Annotated in this window: 17 protein-coding genes; 5 read left to right on the forward strand and 12 right to left on the reverse strand. The window is 61.2% G+C overall.

The window, feature by feature from the left end:
• Position 1: 1 nt before the first annotated feature.
• From N2604_RS18380 to N2604_RS18395, 4 genes are read right to left on the reverse strand one after another with little or no spacing between them, the layout of a single operon-like run.
• On the reverse strand, positions 2-766 hold the full coding sequence (locus N2604_RS18380; RefSeq protein ID WP_260376015.1) for a hypothetical protein: 765 nt from the start codon (positions 764-766) through the stop codon (positions 2-4).
• A gap of 5 nt (positions 767-771) precedes the next feature.
• Positions 772-1,059, reverse strand: coding sequence for a hypothetical protein (locus N2604_RS18385; RefSeq protein WP_260376016.1), 288 nt, complete (start codon positions 1,057-1,059; stop codon positions 772-774).
• Positions 1,059-1,961, reverse strand: coding sequence for a carboxylesterase (locus N2604_RS18390; protein ID WP_260376017.1), 903 nt, complete (start codon positions 1,959-1,961; stop codon positions 1,059-1,061). The genes N2604_RS18385 and N2604_RS18390 overlap by 1 nt, the downstream gene beginning before the upstream one ends.
• Positions 1,958-3,034: a hypothetical protein gene (locus N2604_RS18395; protein ID WP_260376018.1), complete on the reverse strand. Its 1,077-nt coding sequence runs from the start codon at positions 3,032-3,034 to the stop codon at positions 1,958-1,960. The genes N2604_RS18390 and N2604_RS18395 overlap by 4 nt, the downstream gene beginning before the upstream one ends.
• 262 nt (positions 3,035-3,296) lie before the next feature.
• Between N2604_RS18395 and N2604_RS18400 the strand changes: the two genes are divergently transcribed.
• The 5 genes from N2604_RS18400 to N2604_RS18420 all read left to right on the forward strand — a co-directional run bounded on the left by N2604_RS18400 (position 3,297) and on the right by N2604_RS18420 (position 7,952).
• Positions 3,297-4,109 (forward strand): hypothetical protein, encoded by an 813-nt coding sequence (locus tag N2604_RS18400; RefSeq protein ID WP_260376019.1) that lies wholly within the window; start codon positions 3,297-3,299, stop codon positions 4,107-4,109.
• Positions 4,070-4,525, forward strand: coding sequence for an SPASM domain-containing protein (locus N2604_RS18405; protein WP_260376020.1), 456 nt, complete (start codon positions 4,070-4,072; stop codon positions 4,523-4,525). The genes N2604_RS18400 and N2604_RS18405 overlap by 40 nt, the downstream gene beginning before the upstream one ends.
• Before the next feature lie 12 nt (positions 4,526-4,537).
• Positions 4,538-5,761: a hypothetical protein gene (locus tag N2604_RS18410; RefSeq protein ID WP_260376021.1), complete on the forward strand. Its 1,224-nt coding sequence runs from the start codon at positions 4,538-4,540 to the stop codon at positions 5,759-5,761.
• 84 nt (positions 5,762-5,845) lie between these two features.
• A complete protein-coding gene (locus N2604_RS18415; protein WP_260376022.1) occupies positions 5,846-7,228 on the forward strand; it encodes an MATE family efflux transporter in 1,383 nt (460 codons plus the stop codon).
• 142 nt (positions 7,229-7,370) lie between these two features.
• Positions 7,371-7,952: a DUF5680 domain-containing protein gene (locus N2604_RS18420; protein ID WP_260376023.1), complete on the forward strand. Its 582-nt coding sequence runs from the start codon at positions 7,371-7,373 to the stop codon at positions 7,950-7,952.
• Between the two features lie 15 nt (positions 7,953-7,967).
• Here N2604_RS18420 and N2604_RS18425 read toward each other — a convergent pair whose 3' ends face one another.
• From N2604_RS18425 to N2604_RS18460, 8 genes are all read right to left on the reverse strand, one after another.
• Positions 7,968-8,636, reverse strand: coding sequence for a response regulator transcription factor (locus N2604_RS18425; protein WP_260376024.1), 669 nt, complete (start codon positions 8,634-8,636; stop codon positions 7,968-7,970).
• A gap of 1,004 nt (positions 8,637-9,640) precedes the next feature.
• Positions 9,641-10,225, reverse strand: coding sequence for a site-specific integrase (locus N2604_RS18430; RefSeq protein ID WP_311740030.1), 585 nt, complete (start codon positions 10,223-10,225; stop codon positions 9,641-9,643).
• Positions 10,126-10,605, reverse strand: coding sequence for a hypothetical protein (locus N2604_RS18435; protein ID WP_260376025.1), 480 nt, complete (start codon positions 10,603-10,605; stop codon positions 10,126-10,128). The genes N2604_RS18430 and N2604_RS18435 overlap by 100 nt, the downstream gene beginning before the upstream one ends.
• A 390-nt stretch (positions 10,606-10,995) precedes the next feature.
• Positions 10,996-12,057: an aromatic ring-hydroxylating dioxygenase subunit alpha gene (locus N2604_RS18440; RefSeq protein WP_260376026.1), complete on the reverse strand. Its 1,062-nt coding sequence runs from the start codon at positions 12,055-12,057 to the stop codon at positions 10,996-10,998.
• Between the two features lie 18 nt (positions 12,058-12,075).
• On the reverse strand, positions 12,076-13,434 hold the full coding sequence (locus tag N2604_RS18445) for an amidohydrolase family protein (protein WP_260376027.1): 1,359 nt from the start codon (positions 13,432-13,434) through the stop codon (positions 12,076-12,078).
• Positions 13,431-14,231, reverse strand: coding sequence for an ABC transporter permease (locus N2604_RS18450; RefSeq protein WP_260376028.1), 801 nt, complete (start codon positions 14,229-14,231; stop codon positions 13,431-13,433). The genes N2604_RS18445 and N2604_RS18450 overlap by 4 nt, the downstream gene beginning before the upstream one ends.
• Positions 14,228-15,076: an ABC transporter ATP-binding protein gene (locus N2604_RS18455; RefSeq protein ID WP_260376029.1), complete on the reverse strand. Its 849-nt coding sequence runs from the start codon at positions 15,074-15,076 to the stop codon at positions 14,228-14,230. The genes N2604_RS18450 and N2604_RS18455 overlap by 4 nt, the downstream gene beginning before the upstream one ends.
• Before the next feature lie 65 nt (positions 15,077-15,141).
• Entirely contained in the window at positions 15,142-16,128 is a 987-nt protein-coding gene (locus N2604_RS18460; protein WP_260376030.1) for an ABC transporter substrate-binding protein, read from the reverse strand.
• Between the last annotated feature and the right edge of the window lie 55 nt (positions 16,129-16,183).

The following is a 16,183-nucleotide window of genomic DNA, read 5'->3' on the forward strand; positions in this document are numbered from 1 at the left end:
GTCAGTCCTGGAAGGCTGGGATTGGCGCGGGATGGCAGGCCGCGGGGCAGGACGGCGCAGGATTCGGTGCCGGCCCGAGGCGGGGGATGCTGGCCTGCCGCGCGAATCCGATGACTTCCTCGATGTCGTCGACCAGGTCGTCCAGGCTGCCGTCCTGGTCGATGATTTCGATCGTCGACGTTGCGGCTTCTTTGAGCATCACCGCACGCAGGTCATGCTGAAAACGAACGAAGGCGGGGCGCGTCGGATACGCTCCGTAATATTCGAACCCGTTGAGCAGGCCGCCCCGCTCGCAGCGCTGCCAGGCGACCTCGGAATCGACGTCGAGGTAGAACACCCGGCTCGGCTGCGGCAGCGCGCGCCATAATGCGAAGACGTCCTCGTTCCGGATCCCCGCGAGAACGCACTTGGCGAGAATCTTGTAATAGTAGGAGTCCACGACGACGGGCTTGGACGCCTTCGCGTTCGCGATCTGGTCGCGCACGAAGACCACGTAGGCGTGAAACAGGCTCAGGATGAACTCCGGCGACATCGCTCCGTTGGCCATCGTGGACGAGACCGCGGCGAAGGCCTTGCGAAAGCTGCCGGCGAAGGAGGGCTGTCCCGGTCCCGCGCCGTCGTCATAGGAAACCAGATGGACCGAGGTCCGCGCCGACAAGGCCCTGAACAGGGTTGACTTGCCTGCATAGTCGGGCCCTAGCAGGACGTAGAAGTCGGGTTTGGCGGCCGAGGGGTGGGGACGAAGGATCGTAGATGCGTCTTGCATGGCCTCTAGCTCCCCAACCGGTTTGGCGACTGCCGCTGCCGGCACAGCTCGACAAGCCAGCCGAGCGTGCAGTCCTGCGGGTCGGATCGGATCGCGGCCAGCACCTCGTCTCGCGCGATCTCGATATCCAGCCTTCGTCCGATGTGACGGCAGACGTCCAGGATGTCGACGGGCGTGGCGATCAGATCGTCCAGCAGGGTGGAACGAAGTTCGATCGGCCCTTCGCTGTAGAAGACTTTCCTTGCGATACTGAGAACCGATGCTGCGATATGCGTGTCCGAATGATATCCCATCAGTGCCCCCCGTTTTGTTGGACGACCCCGGTGCGGTCCTGGATGAACCGAAGCACCTTCTTGAAGACGAGATGCCTGGTGCGCACGTTAGTCGACACGATGTGCGTCACGGCGTCGATCGTGTAGAGTTCCTTGTCTGCTGACGAGATCCGCTGATAGGCGTAATGCGCGTTCTCGACCGGATGAAGGTGGTCGTGTTCGGCATGGACGATCAGGCAGGGCACGTTGACGCGATGCAACTGGGTGCTCAGCTTCGCGCGCAGCCTGTTCACGATCTCCCAGGCGCTCGCCGGGCGGTACAGTTGGTAGCATCGCCACGGAGTCAGCGAGTGGAGGTTGATGCGCCGCGTGTTGTCCGGCACCAGGTTCAGCCGGTGAAACAGCGGCATCGACCGCGGCATCAGGTCGATCGGCCAGCGATCGAACGGGCTCGGCAGGAAGGGCATCCTCGGAGGCGCTGTGAACGGCGTCGAAATGGTGACGATGCCCGCGACGTCAATCCCGTCCTCGACGTGCAGCGCCATCGCGACCCGACCGCCAAGGCATTGCCCGACCAGAAATTGCTTGGTGGTCCGTTCCTTCAGCCAGCGAAGGGCCCGGCGCGCATCGTCGATCCATTTCGCTGGATTTGCCGATGCGAAAGCCTCAGGCGTGCTGCCGTGCCCCTGGAACAGCGGACAGACGACCGTAATTCCGTGCGCGACGAGGAATTCAGCGAGCGGACGCATTTCCCATGGAGAGCCGAACGTCGCATGCATCAGCACGACGCCAACGTCGCCAGCCTCGATTCGATAGGTATGCGCATCGTCCCAGATGTTCACCCGTCCTGCCCGGTATTGGCGGGACGGTCTGTACAGATCGCGTCCCTGGGCTGGCGCAATGCGTCCTGTGCTCTGTTTCACGCGAACAACTCCTTGGTTGCCGGGCAGCGTTCCGGGGGTTGAATCTCGTCGACGCCACTCGATTGTGCTGACGACCGCGGCATCTGTATCCAGCCAGCCGGCCGTGCTTCCGGCAGATCGATGAGGTCGAGCGGTTCGGCCGCCGGGCGCGAGCTGGCGCGCCAGAACGCGAGCAGGGCCTTGGTGAGGCGGAGATAACGGCGGTCCTTCCAGAGATAGACGAGGTGACAATAGGCGGCTTCCGCGGACGTCGGTGCCAGTCTGCAGGTCTCCTCGGCGTGGCGCGCCGCGACGGAGAAGTCGCCGGCAGCACTAGCGCAGAGCGCGCGGTAGTAGTGCGTGTTCGGATCGCCCTCGGGCGCCCAGCTCAAGGCCTCGTAGGCGTCGGAGAACCGTCCGCACCTCGCAAGGCTGACTGCATGGAGCAGGTTGGTGGACTTGTTCGGTTCCATCCGGCCGTAGACCGCAGCCTCCTGGATGAAGCGTCCCTCCCGCCGATAAGTGTCGGCGATCAGAAGCCTGCAATCGTCGATCCGGCGGAAGTCGGGCGAGACCCTGAGCAGATAGCGGCGCGCCTCGCGATATTTGAACATGCTGTGCAGCCGCACGGCGCGCGCATAAAGCTTCAGGTCGTCGAGCGCATGCTGCAGGCACGCCTTGTCGCTCTGCCAGAGTGAGGCGTCGAAGTGATCGGACTGGTGATCGGAAAGCGCCTCCGCGAAGTTCATCCGCGTTCCGCGCGGGCTGCGCGCGATCTTGCTGTCGTCGACCGGCGCACGGCTTCGGCGATAGATCTCCGCGGGAACGGCGTACGCGAGATGCGTGTCCGAGACCGTCAGAGCCGCGCGATAGGGCTCGATGAAGCGGTCCTCGATCCGGCGGCGATGTCGGTCCAACTCCGCCGGTGCCTGCGTGTCCGGACACAGCACGACGATGCGGTTGCGGGTTTCGCCGAGCAGGACGAGAAACCTCAGTTCCCGGTCGCTCTCGCATCGCTCCCAGGCAAGAAGGAACGTCGTCCCTTCCGCGAACGAGCCCTTGACGTGACGGATCATTGCTCTGGTCGAGATCATGGGCGTGTCTCCGATCGGCTCCATTGATCGCACGGTGACCCACAGCATACCCGGGGGCTCGCGTTAGTAACCAATCGGAAGGCTCCTCCTAAAGGAGGAGTAGCCCGGCGGCCCGACGGGAGGAGCCACCGGACACGCCTCCTACCGGATGGCGGCGATTTCCCGCTCGATGCAACGTCGCGCTGCAGACCTGTCCGGTTTGTTCAAACGAACGTCGCGCTGAAAAATGGTCAGCGCTCGCGTTGAAAAGGGGAATTCCGAGATGGAAAGTCTTGATAACTTTGCGAGCCCGCCGAAAGCGACTGTCGGAGCACCATCCCGAAAGAAGATCGACATCATCTACAATCTCACGCTCGTGTGCCAATGGGATTGTGCGGTCTGCTGCGTGGACGCCGTTCACGTGCGCAAGAAAAACGGGCACGCGATTCTGCGCAGCGAAGGACTCACCAAGGAAACCAGGGTGCCCCTCAAGGAGGGCGACATCGACGTCTACGAGGCTGCGTACCGCTTCCGCGCGTCGCAGGGCCTCGAGCTGACCCTGGAGAAGAAGAAGCAGGTCATCGATAACCTCTCCGCCTACGATGCTCGCGTCGACATTTCGGGCGGCGATGCACTGCTGCTGCGCGACAATTTCGAGATGCTGCGCTATGCCTCGCAGACGCTCGGACGCGACAACGTCTCGCTCACGGCCACTGGTGCCGGATCGTCGCGCTACAGTGCAACCGAGCTCGCTCCCTGGATCGACGAATACAACTTCACCTTCGACGCGGAGTCCATCACTGACGTCGCCAATCGCCCAAGCGGGTATGCGCTGGGCAATCTGAAGAAGGCCGAGGCATTCGCCAAGCTCGGTGCGAAGACCCGCGCCGAGCTGCCGCTCACCAAGTCGGTCATGTCGGAGGACCATCTCGCGCGCGTCTACAAGCTGCTGCACGAGAAGGGGATCGGCAAGCTACTGCTCATGCGGCTGTTTCCAGTGGACGGGTGTCGGGCGAGATTCCGACTCCGGCCGACTATCAGCGTGCCATCGCGACGATGCGGCGCCTGGAGGCGGTCTACAAGACACCGGTGCTGAAACTGCAATGCGCGCTCAAGCATCTGGCGAACGTGCAGACACCCGGCAATTTGAACCCGTGCGACCTTGTGCACGAGTCCTTCGGGCTGATGGCCGACGGCACGCTGCTGGCGTCGCCCTGGGCGATCGGTGGCATCGGACGTCCGCTCGATCCGGTCTGGGTGCTCGGTAACCTCGCGCAGGACCGCATGGAGCACATCCTTGCCGGAGAGAGGGCGCGCGAATTCGCCCGCAGGTCGGACGAGAACTTCGGCCACTGCAAGATATTCTCGTTTCTCCACGGCACGTCGCCGCGAAAGATGGACCGCATCTTCGAGAAGGCAGATCCGCTCTACACGTCGCGACGGTCGGAGCCGGCGAAGGAAGTTGCGGGCCGCGCCGTCAGGACCGCCGACCTGTCCGTTCAACCACAATAGGCGGTTGTTCCGATGACCCGGCTGGCAACGCGTTTCGCGACACTTCAACTGAAGAACCCGATCGTGGTGGGGTCGGGGCCTTCGACAGACACGTTCGACGATATCCGGCGCGCCGAAGATGCGGGTGCGGCCGCCGTGATCACGAAGTCGATCGGAAGGCACGCGCCGACGCCGCTTCAGCCGACGGATCAACGCCGCTACAGATGGCAGAAGGGCATCGGCTGCCATCTGAAATCGACCTACCTGAAGGAGATCCTTTCGCTGGAATTCGGCAGCGACCTGGTGCGGCGATCGAAGCAGAGCTGCTCGTTTCCCGTGATCGCCTCGGTCTTCTTTCCCTCGTTGCAGACTGACGAAGACATCGCGGTCTGGAAATCCCTGATCCACGCCCAGGAGCTGGCGGGCGCAGACGCGGTCCAGCTCGATTTCTTCTACATCGATCTGCGAAAACTGAGCGACGAGCGGATTAGCCAGTTCTGTGCCGCCGTCGCCGAGATCATCGACGACGCATCGATCCCGGTATTCCCCAAGTTGAACATCGGCATGGATGAGGATCTCGTGCGCGGCCTGTACGGGCTCGTCCGGACGCCCGGCTACATCATGATCGACTCGATCCGCTGTGAACCGCTGGTCGACGTCGATCGGGCAGGGGCGCCGCTGTTTGACGGCCTGCTGCACCGGGACGGCCGGTCGATCAGCGTCATCGCCGGCGAGCCGCTGTTGCCGTTCACGCTCTCCTACACCCAGCGGGCGGCGCGGGCGACGGCGCGGCCGTTATGCTCCGGCGGCGGCCTGTCGAGCGCCGAGCACGTCCTGCAATGCATGATGATGGGAGCGTCCTGCGTCCACATCACCTCCTTCCTGATGCGGCGCGGCCTCGACCAGATCCCGAAGCTCTGTGCTCAGATCGAGCAGAAGCTCGACAAGCTTGGCTACGAGAACGTCGAAGGGCTGATCGGCGCGTCGTTGCTTCCTTCGCTGACGGTGTCCGAGCGCCTGGTCAGGCCGACTCCGAACCTGGAGCAGCAGGTCAGGTTGATCGAGGAGAAGTGTGTCCACTGCGAGATATGCGAGAAGCTCCATGTCTGCGATTCTTTCCTGAAATTTCCCTATCAGTTCGACCACAATTGTGACGGCTGCACGATGTGCGTTGACCTGTGTCCCACCGGTGCGCTGGTGCTCGAGCCGTTGAAGCCGGCGATCGAGCCTCGGCCCGTTGTCATGTCGTCGAGCTGAAAGGCGATGCAGGCGGCCGCCGGAACGTATCGATGCCTTGCAGGCAATGCGCATGATGCCTGACGTCACGAAAGGAAGACCCCGATGTTGACACCCCAGAATCTCGTGGCACCTCAGTCGAAAGCCAATGCGCTCTCCGTCTACCGAGAGCTACTGCGCAACACCTTGCCGGTCCTCTCCACCAACATGATCGGCCTTGTAGTCGGGCTGCTGGAACTGAAGATCGCAGGAACGCTCGGCTCGAACACGCTCGCCGCCATTGCGACGGCGTTCGTCTGGGTGTCGATGGTGCAATCGTTCTCCTTGGCGGCGTATTGCATCGGATCGACGCGCGCGACGGCGATCCGGAAAGGGACGGCGGCTCTGTCGAGCGTACTTTTGTCGGCGCTCGTCGGAGGCGTCGCGATCGGCATGTCATTCTCGGTCCTGATCGTGATCCTCTGCCGGCCGCTGTTGCTGACTGCGGGACTGCAGGGCAGCACGCTGGAGGAGGGAGTCCAATTTCTGATCCTCACCGCGGCGAGCTTTCCTCCGCTGTTCGTGCTCGGCGGGGTCCAGGGCTTCCTGCGCGGAGTGGGATTGCCAAATCCGGCGAGCTTTATCGTCAATGGATCGCTGGTCCTCGGATTGGCTCTGGCCGTGATCTTCGCTCATCCTGCGCTGCTCGGTTTGGGCTACCAGGGACTGGCGGCGGCGACCGTCGTGAGCTGCTGGATCGGAGCGCTGGTGGCGCTGATCTATCTTCGCTGGGATCGGGCGGTTGCGCTCCATCTATCATGGAACATCTGGAATCGCTTCGATCGCTCGATCTTTGCCGACATTCTCAGGATCTCCTATCCGGCTGCGTTGGTCTGGATCATCGTTGCGGTCACGGCCCTGTGCTCGCAGCATCTGCTCGCCGCGTTCGGTTTGAGCTACCTGGGTGGCTTCGGCCTCGTCATGCGGCTCGAAACCGTCGTCGGCGTGGTGGCCTCGGCTTTCAGCGCGGGTCTCATCTATGCTGCGACGGAGCTGGTCAGGGCAAATCGGACCGCGGAAATCGTTTCGATCAAGCGAAGCCAGCAGCAGCTCTTGTCCATGATCATCATGCCGTTCGTCATCGTCTGCCTGGCCTTCCCGACATGGTGGCCGCGCCTGTTCACGGACGATCTCGATCTCGTGCAGGCGGCGGCGCGGAACGGACAGTATTTCGTAGGTGGCCTCCTGTTCATGGGGCTTACGCAAGTCGCCAGCAGCGGTCTCATCGCGCTGGGATATCCGTTGCGGATGGTCGGCGTCATCGTGACCAAGAACCTGGTACTAACCTTGCCTCTGATGTATGGCGTCGAATATCTTCGCCTTCAGCCGCTGCCTGACGCGCTATTTGTGGCACAGGTGCTCGGGGCGCCGCTCGCATGGTTGTTGGCGGAATATCTTCTCAGAACAACGATCGCGCTCTATCAGGAATCCACTGGTAGGAAGGACTAGTAGCCGGCGAATATCTTCTGAGAGGGAGGATGTGATCCATGCGTTCGGCAGAAGGCGTCCCATCGCTCGGAACGATTGCGAACAAGGAACTCATAAGCTAACTTTGCCTCGATCGACGAGGCGTGATGCAGGCGAATGTTCGATGAATCTCAAGGTCTCAGAGCTGATTGATTTTCTCCGGCGGGCAAAGATCAATACCTTTGCATCCGATGGCCTGCGTTCACCATCTTTGAGGCCGTACTCGAAAAACTACTCGTTTGACGATCCTCCCTTTCACTATGAGGATCAGTATTTTGGCGAATATGTCGATGTCGGGCAGGAAATCGTCTGGTTCAACGGCATTCCAGTCTGGGGCATGGGTTATCGCGGGGGCACCCATGCCTGGGCCTTTCCCAATCATGTCGCGATCTTCGAGTTTCTTCGCGAGGCGCTTCGCGAGCCGGATCCAGTGATCCCGATCCGCGGTCCGACGACGCTCTATCGCGATCCCTTCTTTTACACGTGCCTATTGAGCGGCTCCCTGCTCGCATTCACCGGAACAGAGACCGTCTACTGGGAAGGCAAGCCGGCCGCGTTCCGCAACTTGGTGGGCGGGATCATCAGAGGCAAGCACAGCGTCGATATGCGCATCGAGGAAGACGTGGCTCTCAGATTTGTCGGCGATCAGGAATTGGAAGACTTGAGCGAGTGGCACAAATTTTCGGCTAACGGTGAGTGCAGTTAGAGGGGCGCGGAGTCCTCACTTTCGATAGTAACTGTTGGACAAAATATGCACGGCCTCGGCCCGGTTCGAGGCGTTGATGACGCGTAAGATCATGGAAACATGACTCTTCACGGTGCTCTCCGCGATATTGAGCTGACGCGCAATCACCTTGTTTGGCTTCCCGGCAATAAGGTGCTCCAGCACGTGGATCTCGCGATTGCTCAAACCCAGTTTGCGTACGTGCTCCACTTGCTTTGACGACAACGTCGAACCCGCCCCGCCGGGGCTCTGTAGTGCTGACGCGGTCATGATGAGTTCCTTTGGAACGAACACTCCTCCGTCCAGGACGAAAAGAACCGCCTGCCAAATCTGGTCCGGCGTGTAGTTCTTGGGAATGAATCCCATCGCTCCCAAGCTCAAAGCGCGGGACATCGATTCCATATTCCGGTCATCGGAGAACACCACGACGGAGGCATTCGGACACTTTGATCTGAGTTCGAGGATCAGATCGATGCTGTCGCCTTCGCCGAGGAATCCATCGAGGATGATCAGATCGATCCTCGGCTTACTGTGGACGATCTGATCGACCTCGTCGCGGCTGCCAGCACTGAGCAGGGTGCAGGCTGGCTGTACCCGGGAAAGCAGCATCCTCATGCCGTCCGCTACGATCGGGTGGTCATCTATCAGAAGTATGCCGTATTCCACGGAGGCAAGCCCTATACGACGCCCGGTTAGAAGATGTTGTCCGTAGGAGGGAATAGAATGATCGGTGCTAGGCGATGAGGCATCCTTGGCGGGCGCCCCCGCCGAACTGGCTGACGAGCTGTATCGTTGAGCGGAGTCAACGAGATTTCGGTTTCATCAGTCATCCCGTGTTGCGGTATCATCCGGTGGCGTCGCGCGAGCGCTAATTCTGATCCGAAAAGCCGGCTCGAATCAACCTCGAGTGGAACGACTTGGCGCACTTTTTCCTCAGTCCCGAGTAATAGTAAATCTCCAGCGTGAGAAACTGTCGCGGCCGCTTGATGCGAAGCCGCCAAAGCTGAGGTGCTTACCCCATTCCGACCATGACGCCGCAAGTGGCGCGCTAGCGGTAGGCATTAGCAGACCCCGACTTTCTCCCTCGTTGTCCAGGCAGCCGCAGTTTTGGGCTGACTTGGGCATCTAGTTACACGGTTAGCAAGTTTACAAAGTTACAGTTTAGCGAGCGATTTCAATGATTTGGGGAGGCGAGCTTTCCGTTGGATTTGAGGTGCGTAGGCCAAGACGGACGGCGCTTAAGCCCCAAATGAGGGCATCGCAATGGGGTCAACCGGAGAGACATTTTTGCTGGTATCCAACAGATCGCATATTGGTAGGCGACCGAGTCCGAAGTCGGGTTTGGCCTAACCTGAGCGCGCGGACTGAATTCGTCGACGCCGAGGACCGGTTCTATATTTCAACTGAAAGGAAAATGCGTATTAGGCACAAAGGCCTACCAGATCTTTCCCCTACAACTTGGTCCATCGGGGTGATTGTGTCCGATACCCGGTATCCGCTGGCGAACCTAATATCGCGGGATTATGGGTACCTGGATTGGGGCGAGACCAGCGAGCTGACGAATTGCTCTATAGATGGCTGCGCGGCGTTCTGCATTTTGTGCAGATCTTCTGGCTTTAGATTCGTATAGCAACGCAGCATTCGCCAATCCTTGTGTCCCGTTACCGTTGCTACTTGCTGGATTGAAGAGCGGATTCGAATAGGCGGCTAGTTGCTTCATGGCGCAAGTCGTGAAAATGCAGATCGTCCAGATCGAAAGCATCGCAGGAGCGGTGGAATGCAGCTCCCACAGACTTTGAGTGGTAAGGGAACACGCGCCCAATGCCACGCGTGAGAATGCGTTGCTCGAGAATGAGCTGCCACGCGTCATAGCCAGTGGAGTTGAGGAGAGAAACTACTTGATGGTTTCCGTCCTTGCGCCGCGGATCGTTCCGATCCCGAATAGTGACCGTTCGCTTCGTCATGTCGACATCGGACCATTCGATCCGACAAATCTCGGCTTGGCGCATTGCGGTCGCGACGGCGAAGCGAACGATTCTACCGAGCGGTAGAAACTGTTGGGAGTTAGACTCCGCGTATCCGATCAGTCGATCCAGCTCGTCCTGCGTGGGACGGCGATCGCGCTCGTTTGACCTTCCGATGAGGTCGAGGTGTTTCAGGGCAGCTCGGGCGAGTTGGACACTCTCGGCAGAGACATCGATGCCGTGGACAGCGGCCGCATGGAGTAGGATCGCTCGGATGAACGAGAAATCGATTGCAAGAGCGGCCGGGCCCGCGCCTTGAGCGGCTCGCTTTTTCGGCCAAACTCAATCAATCGCTCGCGAGTCATGTCTTTGAGGTTTACCCGTCCAAGCGAGGTCTTGAGTGCCTTAAGCACCATAGACTTCGATCGTCGAACTGGCTTGCCGACTTGGGCAAGATCGTCGAGATGCAGCGCGATCAAATCGGAAAAAGTTCGAGGCTGCTTATGAGACCGGGAACCTCGAATTGGGGTGCCGCGATCGATTGAGCGCTCCACATCAAGGGCCCACTCTTCGGCATCGCGCCGCCGGACGAAAGTGTTTGCGACGTACTCGTTCTTCCTTCTTACCTGAACGCGCCAGCTTCCCGACTTGAGTTTCGTAAACGTCGGCATTGCGTGTGCACTCCACCCCGATTTCGTGTGCGCTACGTGTGCATCGAGAGATCAAATGCGGTACAAACGTGTGCAATTTTGGCTAGTTTGGAGTGCACACGTGTGCACTTGTTCCTGTTCTGGTCCGTTGAAATGATAGGGTAAGTAGTTGGAATATCAAGGCTATCGCTTTTCCGTGGCGCCCATGATGGATTGGAGCGAGAGTTCAGTTTTTTCAATCAGTTAGAACGCCGCGCGTGCGCGGCGTGTGCACCGGGAGATCAAGAAAAATCGTGCGGCAACCAATGTGAGCAAGCCTCCTTAAGTGGATAGGCCGCGCCGCTATTCTGACACGTACGGCAAAGCTTAAGGACGGAGCGGCTACTAACGAGCATCAGTACGAGCGTCTGACTACACCGCCAGATAACCCCGCTCGGGGTCACCGGTGTCCACAACCATCGACTTTGGAACCTCTTCCTCGTCATGCTCGTGCAGCAAGTCGAGCAGGCGCTTGCGCATTAACATGCCGGGGCGATCGGACGGCATGTGCTTCTCGATCTTGCGGCCCATGTCAACGATCGCATCCGGGTCGGTCGATTCCAGGATGTCCCGATCTTCTGCGATAATCGCGGCATCCCAGTCGATCAGTTCCTGCGCCGAGCAGTCCGCTTCGGTATCGTTGCGGAACAAGAGCTGCACCACCTGGATCTTGCCGTCGGCGATCGGCGTCGCGCAGTTAAAGATGATATGCCGGATGCCAGAGGGATACTCCATGTCGAGCCGACGGCAGAACGGCATGAACCATTTGTTGCGCATGTGTCGCTTTGTATAGGGCTCCGCTGTGCCAGAGATTTTCACCGCGAGCGGCGGGTTCTTTACGGTGACGATGGTTTCGGCCTCGAAGCCGTAATCGGTTTCGACGATCTCGTATTTTTCCGGTCGCGGCTGGTCGATGTCGCCGAACGTGTTCTTGTGCACGAACGCGAAATGCGCGTTGTCGAACGAGTTCTCCATCAGCCGCAGCGCCGCTGTGTTCCAGGTGTCGTAAAACTGGAAGATGCGGCGGTAGACGGGATCGCTGTCCTCGGGAATGTCGGGAATGTCGCGCAGCGGCTCGTCCAGCGCCACCCAGACGTAACCGTAGCGAGTTTTCGTGCGGAACGCGCGCGCCCTGGCGTCGGGAATCGGTTGCTCGAATGGAAACTGCGGGATCATCACCAGCTTGCCGTCGCGGTCGTACTCCCAGCCGTGATAGCCGCACACGATGTTGCCGTTGCGACACCATCCCTTGGAGAGTCTTGCGGTGCGATGGCAACAGCGATCCTCCAGCGCCGCGGGTTCACCCTTGGCATCGAGAAACAGCACGATTGGCTCACCGAGCAGCGTGAACGGCTGCGGCCCGCTCTCGAGTTGTTCGATCCGCATAATCGCGTACCAGAAGCGGCGAAGCACTGGTTGCTTGGTGGCCAGCATGAGGTGTCTCCCGAAAATTCAGGCAGCAAGGCGCGTCACGACGCGCGCAGCGTCCGATTGAAGTCGTGCAAGGTCGAGGCCAGGGATGGCGCCGTCGTCAACGACGGTCCGCCCGCCAATCAGCAGATGACGCACCCTGGCGCCACCGCAGGTCACCGGTGCGACCAGGAGATCGTGCATGCCGAAATGGCGCGGCTGGTCGAGATCGAACACCGCGATGTCCGCCTGCTGGCCCGGGGCGAGGGTGCCGACATGCGGCAGGCCGAGCACCCGCGCGCCGCCGGCCGTGGCCCAGTGCACGACGTTTTCGGCGGTGACGGCATTCGCGCCCTTCACCGCGCGATGGGTATGCCAGGCGCTGTGCATCTCGCAGACCATGTCGGCAGCCTCGTTCGACGCTGCACCGTCGACGCCCAGCGACACCGCGCCGCCCAGTGCCGCGAGGGCGTCGGCCGGCGCGACACCGGAGCCGAGCCGGCAATTGGATTGCGGGCAGTGCGCCATGCCGGTGCCGGTCTCGGCGAGGATCTTCACCTCGTCACCGTCGAGATGCACCATGTGCGCGTACCAGATATCGGGGCCGAGCCAGTCGTGGTCGGCAAGCCAGTGCACCGGGCGTTTGCCGTGTACCGACATGCAGAAGTCGACATAGTCCGACGTCTCCGACAGGTGGCTGTGCAGCCGCAGCTTCATGCGCCGCGAGGCGGCAATCACTTCGCGAAGTTCGCCAGGCTCCAGTGACCAGGTCGGCGTGGTCGGCGCCATCGCAACCTTGGTGAGACCGGCAGGAGAGGGATCATGGAAGCGTTGGGCGCAGGCTTCGACCGAGGCCAGCATGCGCTCGAGCGGTTCAATTGGCGTCGGCGCTCCGTCACCGCCCCCGATATGGCTAGTCTTGGTGCCGCCGCCGCGACAAAGCACCAGGCGCAGCCCGAGGCTGCGGGCGACTTCGAAGATCACCGCCGCCGGATCGAATCGGTAGGTATCGCTGAACAGGTAGTGGTGATCGGCCACGGTCGTGGTCCCGGACAGCAGCAGTTCGGCAAGGCCGATCCGGGCCGCGACCGCCAGTGCCTCCTCGTCGATCTTCGACCAATACGCATAGGGCACCGACCGCAGCCAGCCGGCGAGCGGCTGATTGATGCCGGACTGCACCCCCTTCAACACGCTCTGGAACAGGTGGTGGTGGGTCGAGATCAATCCGGGATAGATCACGCAACCGGAAGCATCCAGCCTCCGTTCGCCGCTCTCCGGCGTGAGCGCACCGATCGCCGTGATGACGCCGTCACGAATGCGGATCGATCCCCGCGCGCGCATCGCATCTCCGGCGAGGCCGGTGAAAATCCCCTCGGCGTTCTCGATCAGCAACGCGCTCATGCTTCGGCTCCGATCTCGCTCTCGTGCCAATTCGAAAGCGCGAGCTTGGACAGTCCTCCCATCGCGCCGAACAGCAACACGCCGGTCACGGTGATCAGGAACAGTGCGGCGAACATCCTGGGAATATCCAGCTGAAAGCCGGCATCGAGAATCTCGTAGGCGAGTCCCGATGAGCGGCCGCCGGTGCCGGCGACGAACTCGGCGACCACCGCGCCGATCAGCGCGAGCCCGGAGGAAATGCGCAAGCCGGCGAAGAAATACGGTAGAGCTCCGGGAATCCGCAGCCGCACCAGGGTTTTCAATCGGCTGGCACGGTTCATGCGGAAATAGCTGGCGAGCCCGGGATCGACACTGCGCAGGCCCAGCGTGGTGTTTGAGATGATGGGGAACAGCGCCACCAGCGTCGCGCACACCGTTAGTGAGAGCTGGGTGTTCTTCACCAGAATGATGATCAGCGGCGCGATCGCCACGATCGGCGTCACCTGCAGCAGCACCGCATAGGGAAACAGGCTGACCTCGATGGCGCGGCTTTGCACGAACACGAAGGCGATCAGCGTTCCCAGCACAACGGCAGCGGTGAACGCCTGCAGGGTAATCCGCAAGGTGATCAGCAGTGCGCGCAGCAGCGATGGACCGTTCTTAATCAGGCTGGCGAGGATGTCGCTCGGTTTCGGAAACAGATAGACCGGAATTGAGCCGAGGCGGCAGCCGATTTCCCAGATTGCGAGCAGCGCCACGCCGACTGCGACGGGTGCTGCGATTCGTACGAAAGTTTCCGATTGCAACAGCGGCTTCATGGCGTAGCTCCCGATGTCGACGGCAACGACGCTTCGGCGAGCCAGGTCGACAATTCGCGGCAGTAGGCGGCGAACCGGGCGCTGTCGCGGAACTCCTGGCTGCGTGGCTGCGGTTCGTCGATCGTCATGGTGCGGAAGATGCGACCCGGGTTCGATGCGAGCACCACGATCCGGCTCGACAGGAACACGGCTTCATAGATCGAGTGGGTGACGAACACCGTGGTCAGCTTGCGTTCCCACCACAACTTGATCAGATCGTCATCGAGCTTGTTACGGGTGAATTCATCGAGCGCGCCGAATGGCTCATCCATCAACAGCAGGTTCGGCTCGGTGGCGAGCGCGCGGGCGATCGACACCCGCATCTTCATGCCGCCGGAGAGCTGGCGCGGGTAATGCCGCGCAAAGGCCGAGAGGCCGACCCGGGCGATGGCGTCGCGGACCCGCGGCTCGGCCTTGCCGCGTGGCACGTCTGCGAGATCGAGCGGCAGCCGCACATTGGTATCGACCGGCGCCCAAGGCATCAGGGTTGGCTCCTGGAATACGAAGGCGAGGCCGCGGCCATCCTGGCCGACCTGTCCGAAATCGCCGCGCCCCCACAAAATCCGCCCGTCCGACGGCTGGATCAGATTGGCGATCAGCTTGAGCAACGTGCTCTTGCCGCAGCCGGACGGCCCGATCAGCGTGAGGAACTCACCCTCGGCGATCGTGAGGTCGACCGGTGCCAGGGCGCGCGTACCGTTGGCGAAGACCTTTTCTGCGGACAGCACCTCGACCGCCGGTGGACGATCGGCTGCGCGGTGCGTGGTGTGCGCGTCCAAGGGGGCACTGGGCAAGCGAGCATTCATGATAGGCTTCTTCGTGGAGTCATGATCGTCGGATCGCTGCAAGCTTCGTTCCTCGGCGCTGTCCGCTAGAAAGCGACTTTCAGATCCTTGACGAAACGGTCGGTGAACGCCTTTTGCCATTCGGTCTTGGGATCGAGCAGGCTGGCCGCGACCAGGAAGTCATAAGTCTGCTTCCATCGCGCCGCCGTCATGATGCCGATCCCGCCGGTGGCGGCGTCGCCACCGTCAAGTGCCTTGATCTGCTTCAGCTTGTCGATCGCGAATGCGATCTGGGCGTCGGTCATTTTCGGGTTGTCGGCCTTGATCAAGGCGTTGGCCGGCTCCGGGTTTTTGAAATAGTCCCGCCAGCCCTCAAGCGATGCCTTGACGAAGCGCGCCACCACATCGGGCTTCTCGGCGAGCATCTTCTCGGTGGTCACGATCGTCGAGCCGTAGGGCGGGTAGCCGCCGTCGGCGAACAGGAAGAATTTTGTCTTCACACCCTGCTGCTGCGCCTGGAACGGCTCGGAGGAGAGATAGGACTGCTGCGACACCGTGGCGTCGGCAAAGAACGGCTGCAGGTTGAACGTATACGGGCGGATCTGATCGTCAGTGAAACCGTATTTGGCACGCAGCCACGGCCAGAACGTGGTCCGCGACGAACCGGAGATCAGGATCGGCTTGCCTTTCAAGGCGGGGAGATCGGCCACATCGTCATGGGCCATGATGCCTTGCAGATCGAACTGGAATGAGGACGCCACCGTCACCAGTGGCAGTCCCTGTTCGCGGCCTTTCAGCACCTGGATGTCGTAGCCCATCACGAAGTCGGTCTCGCCGGCCAGCAGAAGTTGCGATCCGTTCACCTGCGGTCCACCCATCCTGATGGTGACGTCGAGCCCGGCCTTTTCGTAAAGCCCGGTCGCCTTGGCCTGGTAGAAGCCGCCATGCTCGGCCTGGGCGAACCAGCTGGTCATAAATGTCACCTTGTCGGCGGCGGCCGACGGGGCGACCAAGGCAAGGCAAGCCGCAGCGGCGAGCAGGGCGCGGGACACGATGGTCATGATGGCGTTCATGGCAACCTCGGTGTGATTTCGATCGAATGGAATTCCAGTGGCGGCAGAATTCCGG

It is taken from the genome of Bradyrhizobium sp. CB1015 (genome assembly GCF_025200925.1).
Classification (GTDB): domain Bacteria; phylum Pseudomonadota; class Alphaproteobacteria; order Rhizobiales; family Xanthobacteraceae; genus Bradyrhizobium.